Genomic DNA, 15,237 nt, shown 5'->3' on the forward strand with positions numbered 1-15,237 from the left:
TCTGCTCGGGCTTATGCGACGGAATCGGCGAGGGGCAAACGTACCGCATCCCTTTCCAGCGTTTCGATCAGTGCGTCGCGCATCACCGCGACGGGTCGCACAAGACGGCCTGGCAGCACGCCATGCACGAGCCACACGCTCAGCCCGCTATTGAACTCCGGCACATCGACGATCTGCAGCGCATTGCGATGCGGGCTGCGCGCCAGCACTTCAGGCGCAGCGAGCCCGACGCCCAAGGCGCGCGCGACCAGCGACAACTGCAGTTCCGAACCGAACGCTTCGACAGCGACATTGAACGGCAAACCCGCCGCAGACATAGCGCGGCTCAGTGCTGAACGCATTCCGCAGCCGTCCTGGTTCAGCACCCAGGGATAAGCCGCTAGATCGGCGAGCGAGACGGGTTTGTCGGGCAGACTGAACGAGCGCGGCGCGACGACGACCGTGGGCTTATAGGCGAGAAGCGTCGACGTCAGGCCTTCCGGCAACGGCACGCCTTCAGGTAAAAGCACGACGACCGCGTCCGCCTTCGCCATTTCGATGCCCTCCAGCAGTCCTGGCGACCAGCCCGCTGTCACGCGCAGCGTCAGATTCGGAAAGGCGGCACGCAGACGGTCGATGGGTTGCTCCAACGCCAGCTCAGACAAAAACGGCGGTACCCCGATCCTAAACTCGCCTGTCGGCTCGCTATCAGGCGACGCGACGGCCAGCAGGTCGTCGACCGCGCGTAGCACCGCGCGCGCAAGGCCATAGACATCGCTTCCTGCCGCCGTCGGCTTGAGCGGCTTGCTCTGCCGGTCGAGCAACTCGATGCCGAGCATCGTTTCCAGATTCTGGACACGGCGCGTGAGTCCCGGCTGAGTCAGAAACAGCCTCTCTGCGGCCCGCACCATTGAGCCGTTTTCGACCACTGCCACGAAAGCCTGCAAGTCACGCGTGTTCATAAAACAATCTCGCATAAACATTATCAAGATAATTCAATTGTCGCATAACGCTCTTGTCCTTAGGATGGGCCACACTCGTACACCCGGAAGCCCAAACCCATGAGTCAACCCGCTGACGCCTGCGCGCGCAAACTGCCCTCCGCTTCGCTGCCCTCACTGCAAGCGGATGCGTCCCCAGGCGGTGGCCTGACCACGTCATTGACGATCTTTTTTGCCGCCGCCGTCGGCGTGATCGTCGTGAACCTGACGGCCGCGCAACCTCTGACGGGGCCTGTCAGCCGAGCACTGACTCTGCCGCCCGAGCTTGCCGGCGTGATCGCGATGCTCCCGCAACTCGGCTACGCCGCAGGTCTGCTATTGCTCGTACCGCTATGCGACCTCCTCGAAAATCGCCGCCTGATCGTCTGGACGCTCGCCTGCTGCGCGATGTTCCTCGGACTCGCGTCGCTCGCGCGATCGGGCTGGCTGTTCCTGGCATCGGTGTTCATGGCGGGGGCGACATCGAGCGTGATCCAGATGCTCGTGCCGATGGCGGCGTCGATGGCGCCTGAAAGCCGGCGCGGACGCGCAGTCGGCAACGTGATGAGCGGCCTGATGCTTGGCATCCTGTTGTCACGACCGCTCGCGAGCCTGATCGGCGGAACGTTTGGCTGGCGTGCGTTCTATGGCATCGCGGCGTTGGCCGATTTGCTGCTTGCAGTCGTGCTGCTGACGCGGTTGCCGAGTCACACGCCGCACACGGCCGCTCGCTACCTGGACTTGCTGCGCTCGCTGTGGACCTTGCTGCGCACCGAACCCGTCTTACAGCGTCGCGCGACGCTTGCCGCGCTCGCGCTCGGTGCGTTCAGCGCGTTCTGGACAGCCATCGCACTGCTTCTCGCCCAGCCGCCGTTTTCGCTGGGTATGCAAGGCATTGCCGCCTTCGCGCTGGCGGGTGCAACCGGTGCGATGGTGACGCCGCTCGCGGGCTACCTCGGCGATTGCGGCGCCGGGCGTGCGACACAAATCGCCGCGCATCTGGTGATGATCGCGGCGGTACTCGTGCTCGCGGCTGCCGGGGCGGGCTGGGGCGGGTTCTCCGCGACCACGCATCCCGTCCTTGCGCTCGCATTGCTGGTAGTCGGGGCGGCGGCGCTCGACGCCGGTGTGATCGCCGATCAAACGCTCGGCCGACGCGCGATCAACCTGATTAATCCGGCGGCTCGTGGCCGATTGAACGCGCTCTTTGTCGGCATCTTTTTCGTCGGCGGCGCAATTGGTGCTGCGCTGTCAGGCGCGGCATGGGCATGGGCGGGATGGAATGGCGTGTGCGTCGTCACACTGGGATTCACAATTGCCGTGTTTTTGTTCGGCTGCTTCGACCGTGCCGCGGAGTCCAACCGCCGATGAAGTGAACAGGGTCACCGCCGGCGGCGCAGCGCGCGAGGCGCGGCGATTCCAGAGGCGATGCGAGTTAATGCTGTCAGACTAAAATCTTAAAAAAGGTGTCAGACTACAATTTGGCCAGTTAAATTGTAGTCTGACACCTTTATTTCACGATCTGCTCGACCGAATATTTCTTGCGTTTCATGGCCAACCTCCCGTTCGCGCTCGGAAACTCGCCCTGAAACACTAACATTTAATTCTTCCGGGATTTCAACAGCAGATCACTTGACCCCGCCCCAGCATCTCAAGCCTCTGATTTCAAATAGGCTCCCTTGGAAATTCGTGGAAAAATCTCAGTATCTGACACCTTTCTATCGTGACTCATGAACGTCTGGTTAGTTCGAAATCCAAACCGCCAGATTATCGCCAATCGTTTTATCGAAACGGGGCGAGACCTTTTGAATTGGCAATCCCGAATGATTGAGAGCATCGGCGAGTGCCTGAGCTACCGCAGCATTATCACCAGCATAACGAACCTCGGCCTTGCCTGCGGCCTTAGGCGTCCGTTCGCCACTTGCCCCTTGGGCAGCCCATCCTGCCTGCTTTAGCATCTGATTCAAAGCCGTAATTTGCTCGCGCTTGAGATCCCCTGCAAACTGGATGTAGACTTTCTGCGGATAGTTTACCGACGGAAGTATAGGTATAGCTTCTGTGTCGATAATTTTCCTGACACGTTCAGGCGTTATCGCCGTAGAATCACTTACACCCACATCAGCTCCCGATTTTGAAAAATTCTTATTACTCTCTATCGCCTTTGCAAGCTCGGTTTGGATCGCTCCCATATCCTCATCGAATGCGGCCCTTCGAATCTTTTCAAGTTTAGTGAGATTTCTCGTATATTCGGCCTTGATCTCATCATTGGCATTGATCGCCTCGGCAGTGGCTCGCTTCGCCTCAGCTGTAGCTTGCTTCGCCTCGTCCAATGCCTTGGTATAAACAACACCGCTGTATACCAGATAGAGGAGACCAGCGAAAAGCAACAGCCCAATCGTCCACCATAAAATGGTGTATGCGGGATCCCGCAAGTCAAGAAAGAGGTTGTACCAACTACGGCGTGAGGCGGATGAAAGCTGCCGATCGAGTGTCTGGTTTCTTTCCGCGGGCGAGGCCGATTGCTCGCCGTGCTTCGCGATGGACGGCTGCACGTGGAAGGTCGCTGGCGCTTCATCCGTCAGTCGGTGATTTGTGAGCGCCTCGCGCGCCACGCGTTCACCATGATCCGAGATAAGCCCCGCGATTGAATTATTAAATCGATCAAGGTCCGTACGCACCATACGGAAACGCAACTGTGTAGTTTCTGCAATAAACGGGTCTCGTACAGTCTTTCCGATTCGGACAACAACCAGTCCTTTTCCAACACCCCTTTCGCCAACTTCAAGAGTGGCATCTCCAACTCGCCTCATGAGGATATCACTGGCTCGAATATTTCGTGCCATCATGCCTTCGTAGTTTTGCGTAGGATCAGTCGCGAACGAGCCCCCAGCATTACTGACGATCAGAATGCCTGGTCTGGCGCCCTCGCGCTGCGCTAGAAAGAACTTGTCGATCCCAAAGTTATCGAATACGCCGCCATCAGATAAAGCGATTGGCGTATTAAAAGGTGGAGAGCCGTCAGTTCCCAGCGCTTTAGGTGTTAAACACATAGGGGGGAACATCGGGGGAAAAGCACTTGAAGCCGCCACGGCAAATGCCAGCGGAAGGCCATCCGCCGCCGTTGAAATTGTGCTGTTACCGGCGTTACGGTCCACTTGCTCAAATAAGGTGCGGGAAAAGGAGCAAAGAGCACCGTTTGTGAAGCTGGTCGCCAAGAAATGGAAAGTCGGCAATCCTTCCGATTCGGCATAGCTTTGCCCAATCGTTTTCTTGTTAAGGAAACGGTGATACTCCGCTTGCAGCAAGCGCCCGCGCGGATTCTCTCCAAATATCCGGAAGGGCCATCGTCGCAGGATGCGATTTCTCAGATCGCGATTGGCAAAGGCAAGCAGTTCCTTTTCCACTTCCACGAAGACGTCAGGATCCTCATCAATATAGCGCGCGTAATTCGCAAGAAAATGTCCGGCGAGGATGCTGCCACCAGAGACGGCATAGATCTCCCGCACCGATGCGAGCGCCATCTTCCCGTCGAGGCGGACCTGACGCAGCGTCTTAATAAGTCCCAGATGAAACAACGTTGCACGCAGGCCGCCTCCTGATAGGCACAAGGCTATCCCACTTAGATCCGCGTCATGGCTAGGCTGCAAGATGGCCGGAGATTGAATCGTCATTTTGCATTAGTCCTTAAAAAATGCTCAAGACACCCCAGCATCGCCTTTTCTTACAATCCAATTACGGGACTGGCACAATCACCTTAACCAGCACGTCAATTGCGATGTCTAGGATTCGATAGGAAACCTTTTGAATACGCGACAGTAGTTGTATCCGTGCATTGTTGGCCTCGATCTGTGCGATCTGTTTTTGCTTCTTCAATAACGTCAGCACATCGTTGGCCGCCAACTTTCCTTCGGCGCGATAGATAAGCGCTTGCACCACCTGCTCAGCGGAGGTTTTGATGAATTCCGACTTCTCCTTCTTCGCCGTTTCCAGCAGGTCCTTGAACTCTTCTATTATTGCCTCAAGCGACTTGTTCTTGACGCTGTCCAGCAGTTCCTGAATATCCACGACCCTCTCCTGTCAATAAATTGCTATTTACAGGCATTGCCTGGGCGTACGCACTCCCCTTTAATCGCACGGTCGTAGCCGTAGGCTGAAGTCGTGGCAAGGGTACTAGCCTCAATTTGGGTAAGCAATCTTCCCTTACCTCTAAGGTAAGTTTCGTCCTCTTCGAAGATCACCCTCAATACTTGCAGATTCGCCGTGCGCATATCATCGTCCAGACTCTTGGAGAACTCCAACGCCTCCCGAAATTTCAGGTCAACCCGATCTGATTCCTCTACAAACTTCTTTACCTCCCACGTCCTATCATTGCCCTCGGTAAAAGTATCGATGAATTTCAAGTGCGACGCTTTGAGCGAAGTTACCTGCTCATGCGACTTTGCGCTATAGCCGCCAATAAGTGAGCACGCCGTCGAGAGAGCAATCACGAAGACGGCTATAGTCCGGTAGAAGAATCTACTATTGACGCACATGGATAAGCCTTTCTTGGAAATCCAATCGATTGAATATCTAACCTGAGCCGTGAACTCAGTCAGGACGATAGTTCAATGACATCCGCGCTGTAGCGGCGTTGCGCCGCCGCCTACCCCCCTTTTGATAGCGAGCGACTTTTGGAGTCAGTACAAAAATTTTAATATTTAATTATGAAAAATCGCAAAAAAACCAAACCGCCCCAACTATACAACCCATGCGCCAGCAATCGAAATCCAATAAATCAATACCTTTGCAGCATCGAAAAAACGGCATCGCATACCAAATTTCAACATTCGATAAACTAGTCACCGACGATCTCGCCCAACAGAGATATTAGAATACATTCGGCATGATTAAAATTTAACAGACCATCGGAATCCGAACATTAACTTTCCGGCCTAGATCACGAGACCGAGGAGATTACCTCGCAGATATGCCCATCAGTTATTTGTACCATTCACCACATACCAGAGCATTTGCTCCAGACTACATCGATAGGAACTTTAGAATGAAGAGTCCTCATCATCAAGTCGAGGCAACAAGCCAACGTTCAAAAAAAAGGGGCTAAAGGTAAACAGGGGCTTTGATCCAGTATCCACGAAACGCAATTCAACCGTATTTGCAATTAGAGTTAGAGTTTTCAACTACAGTGTTCCGCGATTCCCCCAAGGATGTATCAGCTGACGTAATCTCAGTCCGAGACGATTCCCCCCCTCAATCCCCATCCAAATGAAACTTATGAATCAAGCGATACGCCACGGGAGCGAGAATCAGGCTTAGGGTGCCCACAAACAATAGCCCGACCAACAGGCTATACAACGAGAAGAATATCTTCCCGCCCATTGAGGCAGGCGCGATGAATGGCCAGATACCGCCGGTGATGAGCGCGGGGTTGAGCATGGCGTCATGCCAACTGATATCCTCAAACCACAGGTGCGCGACGATGCCCACGCAGGCAACCAGGCCCGCGACCGCCATCGCCATCGCCATCGCCCAGAAAAGATGCCACAGCATCCGGAACACGAAACGTCTTGTGGATAGCAGCGATTGCCCTTTCGGCTCGTACATGCGAAGCCCCTCCCTTATGGCCAACGCTGAATTACGCCTAATCTCTTGACGGGCAAGACGGTATCTTTTTTCCAGCCCCAAAACAAAATAGGGTGCGAGACTACAACATAAGGACCGAAATTTTAGTCTGCCACCTTTAGTTGTCACGACTACTGAAAATTCAATGCCCTGTCGTGGAAGGAGCATCCTCCTTCGGTACTCGAATAAACGACTTGCCGTACCTTTCCGGTTCTCCACCTAGGCCGTAGTGCTTAGGGAAGAACGTTTGCAAGTTCACCATTCCGGCGTCCACGACTTCACCGCTGGACAACGCAACGCGGACTCTCATTCGTACGTCAGCGGGCTTCACAGTAAAGACTCCTATCAAGAAATAGTCTTGTTTTCCCGAATCAACTTCATGCGCGACTCCTATAGGCACAACGATGGGAGGGCCATCTGGTTCGATTTCTACCGTGTACTTGTAACTCGGATTTATCCTGCCTGGTCCTGCAGGCCAGGACAGAAACAATCGTGTCGCGAAGCGGTACGACTTTCGTTGCCCAGCTGAGTCAGTTGTCACCAACTGCCCAAAGATAACCGCCGTACTTTGCCCCCCTCTCACATCTTCGATTGCCTTTTCCGCAAGGGGAAATTTGACTGACGCACCGACAACATCGTTGTTTTCGTAGCTGTTCGCTGAGCCTGTATAAGGATAAGGGCGATCCCAGTAGATGCCCGGCACGCTGAGCAACGCATCCGCGGAATGAACCGATGTGAATTTAGGATCTAACCCAGGATGTGACTCGGGGATCGGCACAACATCATAAGAGACAACGGCGTTTGCGAAGTTGTTCCAACCGAAGTCGTGGAAATCGATCGTTACGAGCCCTGGTGCTTTCCTATTCCACCTTGGTTGGGACACTAGCAACCAAGAGTCCGCTCGTGAAGCTCGGTGCTCTATTGCCAGCTCAATGCTCGACACCGCGATAGGGGCGCTGGTGGGATTGTTGACGACCACACCAAGTATTGGCACAGGAAAGAAAAATCCTTGAATCCATAGAGGGAGGATTGGTCCTCCGTTGCTTTGATCAGTGAGGTATCTCAGGTATGGCTTGACGTTGAGCGCACCGTGTTCTGCCGATGATCGGTACGTCATGACATGACCTTCTCGCATCGACACGTCTGTGAATCCTTCTTTTTTCGAAACGTCGAGCTCAGAAGGGAGATTCTCACCGTAAAAGTTCACACGAGCAGACGGCACTGGTGGCCGATCAACAACCTTTGGTGTATAGACGTACGTAAGGACGAACAGCGCGAGCGCACCGCCCGCCCTCACGGCCAAGCCGGCTGCGTTGAAACTTATATTTAGAAAGCCTGGCACTGTTGCGCCCAGCGTTGCCACTGCCAAACTCAACAGAGTTCGCAGCATCACTACCATGTTGGGGTCGTTAATGTGCTGATTTCTAAACGCAAGCAGAGCAACCAGCGCAATGATGATGAAAGCGGCAGCCGCAACGCAGATTCGCTCCCAAACAGCAGGCCTGTAGGTCATCTCTTCCTCCGCGTGGTCACATCACAACTTTGTTTGTCGCCATCTTGCAGGCGGAAAAGTGACGAGGATCAATCGCTGACGAGATTTACATCGCAGCCGGGAAACACGGGGCGACCGCAGGTGTGAAAAGGGTACTGCCTATGCCACTGCGGCGCGTAGTGCATCACTACGGCCCTCGAACATGAGCGACTTGGGGCGGCCCGAGCCATGATGCGCGCAAAGATCGCACGCAACGATGCTATACCAGCGGTAGGATTGGCTACGACGGCCCGGATTCCACAGATCAGGTTCACGCGAGGTCTACTAGTACATCGAGCCCAGTTCAACTGAACATCGAGATACCACTCGCCATTAAGGGCCACGTCTAACGGACAACTGCACTGAGAATAATCGAACTTATTGCGCCTAGGATCGTCCATGAGGATTTTCTCCAAGCCCGCGACGCGGGAGTGTTTCGTGAGTGCTATCACTCGAGATATAGCCTTGCCGTCAACAACCGGCTCGGCGATATCAGCGGGATTGCGTCCGAGTAGCGAGATACCTTCCCAGAATCTTCGCGATGCCTGCTCGAGCGAGAAGTTGCGGGCTGACGATGCATGACAGCGCTGGACCAGCGGGAACATGAAATCGAACAGTCGCCGGCGCCTTCGGTGGGCCGCGCGCCGTCTTCAGAAGATTGCCTCCGTAACCTCGTACGGTCGCGTGGAGTAGGAGGCCGTCAATGTCGACCTCTGGACTAACAGCTCGAATTCTGAATTGGCGCAACCGGCAGGTTGGCACAAGCATTCCGACGCATACTTAGGGTTCGCTCATCTTCCAAAAAAAAGTGTGGGGCCGAAATACCTAATTTTGGGTATTCGTATCCGTGTAGCTTGCGGCATACGTGCGTAGAAATGGTGTCAGACTGCAATTCCTATTTCGAAATCCTAGTCCGACACTTTTTCCGGTTTTCCTCTCAAGATTTCTGTCTGGTTCCCTATGAGCCCCTTTTATTCGACATACCAAGCATCGGAAAAGTCGCCCAACTCAATGCCAGCAACCTCTGGCAGCGCTTGCAATCCGACAAGGAGAGCCTTTCGATCCTCTTCAGACGGGGAACCACGCCCCGCCGCAACCACAATACCGTCCGTTTCGCGTAGGGGCAGCCTACCACCAAGACCACAGATCAATAGTTGACGTGATTCAACTAGGTCAATGACTGCTTCCCACCATGCATCGTAGCTGGGCGCAGCAAGCGGTTCCTTGAATGTGATTTTTACGTCGAAGCAAAGCTCCCGGAACTCGCCTAGACGACGTTTTTTTCGCTGGCGAGCGTTGAGTCTGCGTACGCGATTTTTAGTAGGTATACGGGTCAGCATGAAAGGAGTTTCTATTAGGAATTGTGCCAAACTAGAATTTCAACACATCAAACGGTAGTCACACACCTTTTTTAAAGGAGACACCCCATGCCAAAATTCGTGACCATCGGATATGGCGATCAAGAGGGCTACGATCGTACGCCCGCGGCCATCCGAAACGCAGCGCATGCGCACGATGCAAACTTGCAGGCAGACGGCGTTTTGATGGGCATTGCAGGCACACCAGTACAAGTTCGCAACCACGAAGCCGCACGGGTTGAAACGACAAACGGCCCATTCATGAAATCACCCTTGCCAGTGGCCGGCTTCGCCATCATCGAAGCCGCCCACTTGGCCGAAGCTATAGCGATGGTGTCGCAAACGCCCTGTGCCGTCGCGTACGGGGTCATTGAGGTGTGGCCGCTGGAACAGCCGTAGCGACACCTCATCGGCACCGTAGGTTTACATCTCGCAAGAACAAGGGAATAACAACCCCGCGCCTATCCCCTACCCCCCATTCACAAATGCCGATGGCTGCAAACCATAACCTGCCCGGTCAGCCCCTTGATCAGCCTGGCCAGCCCCCCGGCGCTACCCTCATCCAGCCATTCCGTCCGAACCATCCGAAACCCCATCGCCATGCTGTACTGCCAATCCAGCTCCAGTATCCGGTAATCGAGCCCATTCTCCGCACAATGCCATTGCGCAGCCGGATCCTCGTAAGCCGCCCCAATAAAATCGACATGCGAGTCAAACGGCGGCATGGATTCCAGCAATTCATCTGACCCCGGCAAACTAGGCTCGGACAGATTCTCCCCCACCGCCACATGCGGCTCAGGGCAGTCATAGGCCAGCAGCATCAACGGAAAATTCTTGGGGTCGGCATCATAGGAAGCCCGCGTATCGTCAGTCAGATAGGCACGAGCCGCCGGCCCCAGGCAGTACTGCGGACTATTCCAGTCGCTGCTCTCGTTATCCGCATACCGATCGCCCGGCGTAATGCCGTGCTCAGCCAGCAGCGCCAGAGCCTCTTCCACAGTGTCGTTGTGGCGTATCGGCATATCCGCCGGCAGATACCCCGCCCCCACGTACATGGCGATCACGTCACCCGTGGTGCGCAGGCCTTCCTGATATTGGTACGACCCTTCGTTCAGGCTGGCCAGATCGAAGCTCAGGTTCAACAGCGCGCGATACGGAACGCCGTCGCCACGCGGTTCCATCACGTATCCGCCTTCCAGCAGTTTGGTTTCCAGCGCCCGCCAATCAGGCGGCGGCAAATGCATGTCGCGGGGGCACAGAAACTGGTGGTGTTCGGACATGGGCGGGACTCGCTCTGCTGAGGTGGTTGGGGCCGGCGAATTGTAAGCTGGCGCCCCGCGCATTTCCCCAGGCAGAGGAATCAGGCAACGCGAACACTTAATCCACTTTCGCCCCCGACCTCTGCACCAGCGGCACCCATCTGGCGATATCGGCCTGGATAAATGCCGCCAATCCGCTGGGCGGCCCGTCGTGGAAGATTTCATACCCCAAGGCCTGCAACCGCTGGCGCTGTTCGGCGCTGTCCATGACTTTGCGCGCCGCAGCGTTGAGTTTCGCCACGACGTCCGGCGGCGTGCCGGCGGGGGCCATCAGGCCGAGGTCGACGGTGATCACGTAGCCCTGCACGCCCTCTTCCATCATGGTCGGCACGTCTGGCAGCAAGGGGGATCGGGCCTCGCCGGTGACCGCCAGCGCGCGCAGCTTGCCTTCCTTGACCAGGCCGGACACGCTGGGCGTGTTGTAGAACGCGAAGGCGACCTCATGCGCCATGACGGCGGCCACGCCTTGCGGGGCGCCACGGTAGGGAATGTGCGCGGCCTGGGTGCCGGTGATCGACAGCAGCAGTTCGGCCGAGAGGTGGTGCGTGGTGCCGTTGCCGCCAGACGAGTACATCAGTTTTCCCGGTTGGGCTTTCAAGGCCGAGACCAGTTCGGGCACGGAGCGGTACGGGCTGTCGGACGGCACGACCAGCACGTTGGAGCCGCCCGCCAGATAGGCTACCGGCACGAAGTCCTTGGTCGGGTCGTACGACAGCTTCGAGAACAGTCCCAGGTTGATGGCCCAGGTATTGTTGGAGCCCAGCACCAGCGTATAGCCGTCGGGCGAGGCCTTGGCCACGTAGCTCATGGCGATCTGGCCGCCGCCGCCGGGCTTGTTTTCGACGACGACCGTTTGCCCCAGTTGCTGGCTCAGGCCGGGCTGGATGGACCGCGCCAGGATATCGGCCGTGCTGCCCGCCGCCAGCGGCACGACCAGCGTGATGGGACGATCCGGAAACGGCGCCGCCTCGGCGGGCGTCACGGCAAGCGACGCACAGGCCAGTACAGCCCCCAGTAGAACCCCTTGTAGTGTTTTCATGATGCCTCCGCGCTGGCGCGAGCAATGGAAACCATGCGGGCTTGCATGATGCCAAGCAGCGTATCGGAGCAGGCAACCCCGAAAAATAGGCGGGGTGCTATAGCGTCATGCCATCACGGCATGGCGGCGTCGCGGCGCAGGCGTTGGGAGACCGAGCGGACTACGGCGACGAAGGCCTGGGCCGCGGGAGACAAGGGGTAGTTGGCCAGGCGCGCGATGGAGATCGGCCATTCCAGCGCCGGGTTGCGCAAGGCGATGCCCTTGATGCCGGCGGGCATCTGCCCGCGCGCGATCTGCGGCAGCATGGCCACGCCCATGCCGGCCTGTATCAGGCCGATGGCCGTGGACAGCAGGACGACGCGCTGTTCGACGCGCGGATAGATGTTCGCGGCGATCAAGCGGCGGCTGATGTTGAGCCAGGCGGGCGCTTCGGGATTCAGCTGGATGCAGGGCAATTCGGCCAGCACCTTGGCGTCGACCTCGTCCAGTCTGGCCAGGGGATGATCCATGCGCGCGAAGAGCGCGACGCCGCTGTCCGAAAGCTGTTCCACCATGATGCGGGAGTCGTCGTCCTGCATGACCGCGCCCAGGCCGACATCGGCCTCGTGCGAGAGCAGGCGCGTGCGGATCTGCTGCACCATGCAATCGACCACGATCAGGTCCAGTTGGGGGTGGCGCTGGCGGAACTCCATCAGGATGTGCGGCAACAAGGTGGCCGCGCTGACGTGGCCCACGGCGACCATGACTTTGCCGCGCTTCAGGTCGGAGTGTTCGCGGCATTCCTGGATGGAGCTGTCGATGGCCAGGATGGCGCGCCGCGCTGCGTCGACCATGGCCTGGCCGTCGCGCGTCAAGGAGACCTCGCGGCCACGCACCACCAGCGGCTGACCGACTTCGGTCTCCAGTCGGCGGATCAAGTGGCTGACGGAAGGTTGCGACAGGCCCAGGCGTTCGCCGGCGGCCGTGAAGCTGGCCGTTTCACCGATAGCGACCAGCGCGCGCAGTTGGCGCAGGGAGACGGATTCGATCGGCTCGGTCATGTAGCGACGTCATGATGGAATAGTTTGCATACTATAGCTATATGGATGTGCGGTCCCTAAGATGGGATTTCCCTAACCCGCCAGGAACCGCAATGCCCCACTCTTCCTACGCCGCCGACCGCATGGGATCGGCCATCGTCGAACCTACCGGCCGCTTCGAAGCGGGCAGCTTCGCGTCGTTCACGCTGACGTACACCGCGGGCTATTTCGGCATCGACGACACCGGATCGATCAAGATCGTGCACCGCTTCGCCAGCGACATGGGCAAGCCGCAGTTCGATCAGCCGGACGGCTGGAACTACACCACGGTAGAGGCTTCCAACGGCGCGGTGCTGCAGGTCGAGTACGACGGCAAGCGCAATATCCGGCCCTGGGACAAGACGCTATTCATCCGGGTGGTGCGCGGCTACCTGGAGGAAGGCGATCGCATCGTGGTGCGCTTCGGCGATACGCGGCAGGGCTCGCCCGGCATGCGGGTGCAGACGTTCAGCGAGCCTACGTTCGAATTCAAGGTGCTGGTGGACGCCTTTGCCACCTATAACTACACCGAGCTCCAGCACTCGCCCACCATCGCCGTGGTGGCCGGGCCGCCGGTGGCCTACAAGGCCATCCTGCCCAGCCAGGCGGTGGCGGGCGTGCCCTTCGGCCTGGGTTTCAAGGGCGAAGACAAATGGGGCAACCCCAGCGATCAGGTAGCCGGCGAGTTCACCCTGCGCAGCAGCCTGCCGCTGCGCGGCCTGCCTGCCACGTTCACTATGCGCGAGGGCGAGCTCTCGTCGAAGCTTGAAGGATTGGTGGCCGAAGCGCCCGGCGAGCTGCGCATCGAGGTGCTGCGCGATGGCGTGCCCATGGCGCAAAGCACGCCCTGCCGCATCGTCGCGGCTGGCGGCGGCACACGCGGGCACTATTGGGCCGACCTGCACGGGCAGTCTGAGGAAACCATAGGCACCAATTCCGCCGAGGACCTGATCCTGTTCGCGCGCGACCGCGCCTTTCTGGACGTCATGAGCCACCAGGGCAATGACTTCCAGATCACCACGCCGTTCTGGGAACAGTTGAATAAGCTGACCGCGCAATACAACCAGGATGGATCGTTCATCATCTTTCCCGGCTATGAATGGTCGGGCAACACCGGCCTGGGCGGCGACCGCAACGTGCTGTACCTGAAGGAAGGCCGCCCCATCCATCGGTCCTCGCACGCGCTGATCGACGACCTGTCGGACCTGGCGCTGGACGCCAACGATGCCGATGCGCTGTTTGACGCGCTGAAGGATGAGGATGTGGTGGTGTTCGCGCACATAGGCGGACGCTACGCCGACATTACGCGGTCCCATGACGCGCGGCTGGAGCGGTCCATCGAGATCCACTCCGACTGGGGTACCTTCGAATGGCTGCTGGAGGATGCCTTCCGGCTGGGCTACCGCGTGGGCATCCTGGCCAACAGCGATGGACACAAAGGCCGACATGGGGCAAGCCATCCTGGCGCATCGATGTTTGGCGCGTATGGCGGCCTGAGCTGTCTGATTGCCGACCAGCTGACCCGCCAGTCGATCGCCGAGTGCCTGCGCCAGCGCCGCCACTACGCCACCACCGGATGCCGCGCCTACCTGGACGTGCAGGCGCATTTCGACAGGCCGGCGCAGCGCTATTCCGATGATCCCAAGCTGGGCGCCCCGGTCACGCGCGAGCCCGTCACGCAGGCCGATATGGGCGCCATCCTGTCGTACGACGGCGACTCGCTGGAGCTGTCCTTCGAGGTGCTGACCCATGGCGCCATCGAGCGCGTGGAAGTCCGCAACCGCATGGACGTGGTGCAGACGCTGTACCCCTACGACGAGGCCGCGCTAGGCAGCCGGATACGCGTTGTCTGGGAAGGGTCCGAGTACCGCGGGCGCGGCCGCCAGACGGTCTGGGACGGTAGCGCGACCCTCGAGGGCAACACCTTCGTGGATCCGCTACCGATCAATTTCTGGAACCTGGACAAGACCCTGGCACAACCCCGCCCCGACATGCTGAGCTGGCGCTCGCTGACCACCGGCGGCTACAGCGGCATCGACGTGCGGCTGAGCAATCCGCGCGCCGGCGTGCTGAAAATCGACACGCCGGTCGTGCGTACCGAGATCCCCGTCGACCAGATCGGACTGGAGCCGGTCGTCGTCGAAAACGGCGGCATCCGGCGCCGGCTTCAGGTCTATCGCCTGCCAGACGAGAACCCGGTGCAACGGATGCAGGCCCGGGTGCGCGTGCCGCTGCACACAGGCTCCGACAATGCGGTGTACCTGCGCATCACGACCGAGGACGGCTTCTTCATCTACTCCAGCCCGATCTATGTGGAGCGGGCCGGGTCCGGGCCGAAATAAGATGACTGTCCG

Annotated in this window: 13 protein-coding genes; 3 read left to right on the top strand and 10 right to left on the bottom strand. The window is 58.2% G+C overall.

Going from position 1 to position 15,237, the window contains the following annotated elements; translation table 11 throughout:
• Positions 1–11: 11 nt before the first annotated feature.
• The gene (locus IPU70_RS00670) at positions 12–941 is read right to left on the bottom strand and encodes a LysR family transcriptional regulator (protein WP_207464194.1); all 930 of its coding nucleotides are present in this window, start codon (positions 939–941) and stop codon (positions 12–14) included.
• A 99-nt stretch (positions 942–1,040) separates the two neighbouring features.
• On the opposite strand from IPU70_RS00670, the gene IPU70_RS00675 reads away from it, so the two are divergent.
• Complete coding sequence (locus tag IPU70_RS00675) at positions 1,041–2,330, top strand: MFS transporter (protein ID WP_207464195.1); 1,290 nt, start codon at positions 1,041–1,043, stop codon at positions 2,328–2,330.
• Positions 2,331–2,701: 371 nt separating this feature from the next.
• On the opposite strand, the gene IPU70_RS00680 is transcribed toward IPU70_RS00675, so the two are convergent.
• From IPU70_RS00680 to IPU70_RS00705, 6 genes are all read right to left on the bottom strand, one after another.
• On the bottom strand, positions 2,702–4,630 hold the full coding sequence (locus IPU70_RS00680; RefSeq protein ID WP_207464196.1) for a patatin-like phospholipase family protein: 1,929 nt from the start codon (positions 4,628–4,630) through the stop codon (positions 2,702–2,704).
• A 61-nt stretch (positions 4,631–4,691) separates the two neighbouring features.
• The gene (locus tag IPU70_RS00685) at positions 4,692–5,024 is read right to left on the bottom strand and encodes a hypothetical protein (RefSeq protein WP_207464197.1); all 333 of its coding nucleotides are present in this window, start codon (positions 5,022–5,024) and stop codon (positions 4,692–4,694) included.
• A 23-nt stretch (positions 5,025–5,047) separates the two neighbouring features.
• Positions 5,048–5,359, bottom strand: a complete 312-nt coding sequence (locus IPU70_RS00690; RefSeq protein WP_207464198.1) for a hypothetical protein — start codon at positions 5,357–5,359, stop codon at positions 5,048–5,050.
• 847 nt (positions 5,360–6,206) lie between these two features.
• Positions 6,207–6,560 carry a two pore domain potassium channel family protein gene (locus tag IPU70_RS00695; protein WP_207464199.1) on the bottom strand — a complete coding sequence of 118 codons (354 nt, stop codon included), beginning with the start codon at positions 6,558–6,560 and terminating at the stop codon, positions 6,207–6,209.
• Between the two features lie 160 nt (positions 6,561–6,720).
• Positions 6,721–8,091, bottom strand: coding sequence for a hypothetical protein (locus IPU70_RS00700; protein ID WP_207464200.1), 1,371 nt, complete (start codon positions 8,089–8,091; stop codon positions 6,721–6,723).
• A gap of 989 nt (positions 8,092–9,080) precedes the next feature.
• Positions 9,081–9,449: a 50S ribosome-binding protein YggL gene (locus tag IPU70_RS00705; protein WP_207464201.1), complete on the bottom strand. Its 369-nt coding sequence runs from the start codon at positions 9,447–9,449 to the stop codon at positions 9,081–9,083.
• Between the two features lie 87 nt (positions 9,450–9,536).
• Between IPU70_RS00705 and IPU70_RS00710 the strand changes: the two genes are divergently transcribed.
• Positions 9,537–9,866 (top strand): YciI family protein, encoded by a 330-nt coding sequence (locus IPU70_RS00710; RefSeq protein ID WP_207464202.1) that lies wholly within the window; start codon positions 9,537–9,539, stop codon positions 9,864–9,866.
• Between the two features lie 80 nt (positions 9,867–9,946).
• Here IPU70_RS00710 and IPU70_RS00715 read toward each other — a convergent pair whose 3' ends face one another.
• The 3 genes from IPU70_RS00715 to IPU70_RS00725 form a co-directional block, all read right to left on the bottom strand.
• Positions 9,947–10,747, bottom strand: coding sequence for a hypothetical protein (locus IPU70_RS00715; protein ID WP_207464203.1), 801 nt, complete (start codon positions 10,745–10,747; stop codon positions 9,947–9,949).
• 97 nt (positions 10,748–10,844) lie between these two features.
• Entirely contained in the window at positions 10,845–11,825 is a 981-nt protein-coding gene (locus IPU70_RS00720) for a tripartite tricarboxylate transporter substrate binding protein (protein WP_207464204.1), read from the bottom strand.
• Positions 11,826–11,938: 113 nt separating this feature from the next.
• The gene (locus IPU70_RS00725) at positions 11,939–12,865 is read right to left on the bottom strand and encodes a LysR family transcriptional regulator (protein WP_013394414.1); all 927 of its coding nucleotides are present in this window, start codon (positions 12,863–12,865) and stop codon (positions 11,939–11,941) included.
• Between the two features lie 92 nt (positions 12,866–12,957).
• Between IPU70_RS00725 and IPU70_RS00730 the strand changes: the two genes are divergently transcribed.
• Positions 12,958–15,225 carry a DUF3604 domain-containing protein gene (locus IPU70_RS00730; RefSeq protein ID WP_207464205.1) on the top strand — a complete coding sequence of 756 codons (2,268 nt, stop codon included), beginning with the start codon at positions 12,958–12,960 and terminating at the stop codon, positions 15,223–15,225.
• The last annotated feature ends 12 nt before the right edge of the window (positions 15,226–15,237 follow it).

Source organism: Achromobacter sp. SD115, assembly GCF_017355315.1.
Classification (GTDB): Bacteria; Pseudomonadota; Gammaproteobacteria; order Burkholderiales; family Burkholderiaceae_B; genus Achromobacter; species Achromobacter xylosoxidans_B.

What these genes read in the sequence shown, in the direction of transcription:
- IPU70_RS00670 (WP_207464194.1), bottom strand. Translation starts at nt 941, where the DNA reads ATGAACACGCGTGACTTGCAGGCTTTCGTGGCAGTGGTCGAAAACGGC.
- IPU70_RS00705 (WP_207464201.1), bottom strand. Translation starts at nt 9,449, where the DNA reads ATGCTGACCCGTATACCTACTAAAAATCGCGTACGCAGACTCAACGCT.
- IPU70_RS00695 (WP_207464199.1), bottom strand. Translation starts at nt 6,560, where the DNA reads ATGTACGAGCCGAAAGGGCAATCGCTGCTATCCACAAGACGTTTCGTG.
- IPU70_RS00730 (WP_207464205.1), top strand. Translation starts at nt 12,958, where the DNA reads ATGCCCCACTCTTCCTACGCCGCCGACCGCATGGGATCGGCCATCGTC.
- IPU70_RS00675 (WP_207464195.1), top strand. Translation starts at nt 1,041, where the DNA reads ATGAGTCAACCCGCTGACGCCTGCGCGCGCAAACTGCCCTCCGCTTCG.
- IPU70_RS00720 (WP_207464204.1), bottom strand. Translation starts at nt 11,825, where the DNA reads ATGAAAACACTACAAGGGGTTCTACTGGGGGCTGTACTGGCCTGTGCG.
- IPU70_RS00715 (WP_207464203.1), bottom strand. Translation starts at nt 10,747, where the DNA reads ATGTCCGAACACCACCAGTTTCTGTGCCCCCGCGACATGCATTTGCCG.
- IPU70_RS00725 (WP_013394414.1), bottom strand. Translation starts at nt 12,865, where the DNA reads ATGACCGAGCCGATCGAATCCGTCTCCCTGCGCCAACTGCGCGCGCTG.
- IPU70_RS00700 (WP_207464200.1), bottom strand. Translation starts at nt 8,091, where the DNA reads ATGACCTACAGGCCTGCTGTTTGGGAGCGAATCTGCGTTGCGGCTGCC.
- IPU70_RS00710 (WP_207464202.1), top strand. Translation starts at nt 9,537, where the DNA reads ATGCCAAAATTCGTGACCATCGGATATGGCGATCAAGAGGGCTACGAT.
- IPU70_RS00680 (WP_207464196.1), bottom strand. Translation starts at nt 4,630, where the DNA reads ATGACGATTCAATCTCCGGCCATCTTGCAGCCTAGCCATGACGCGGAT.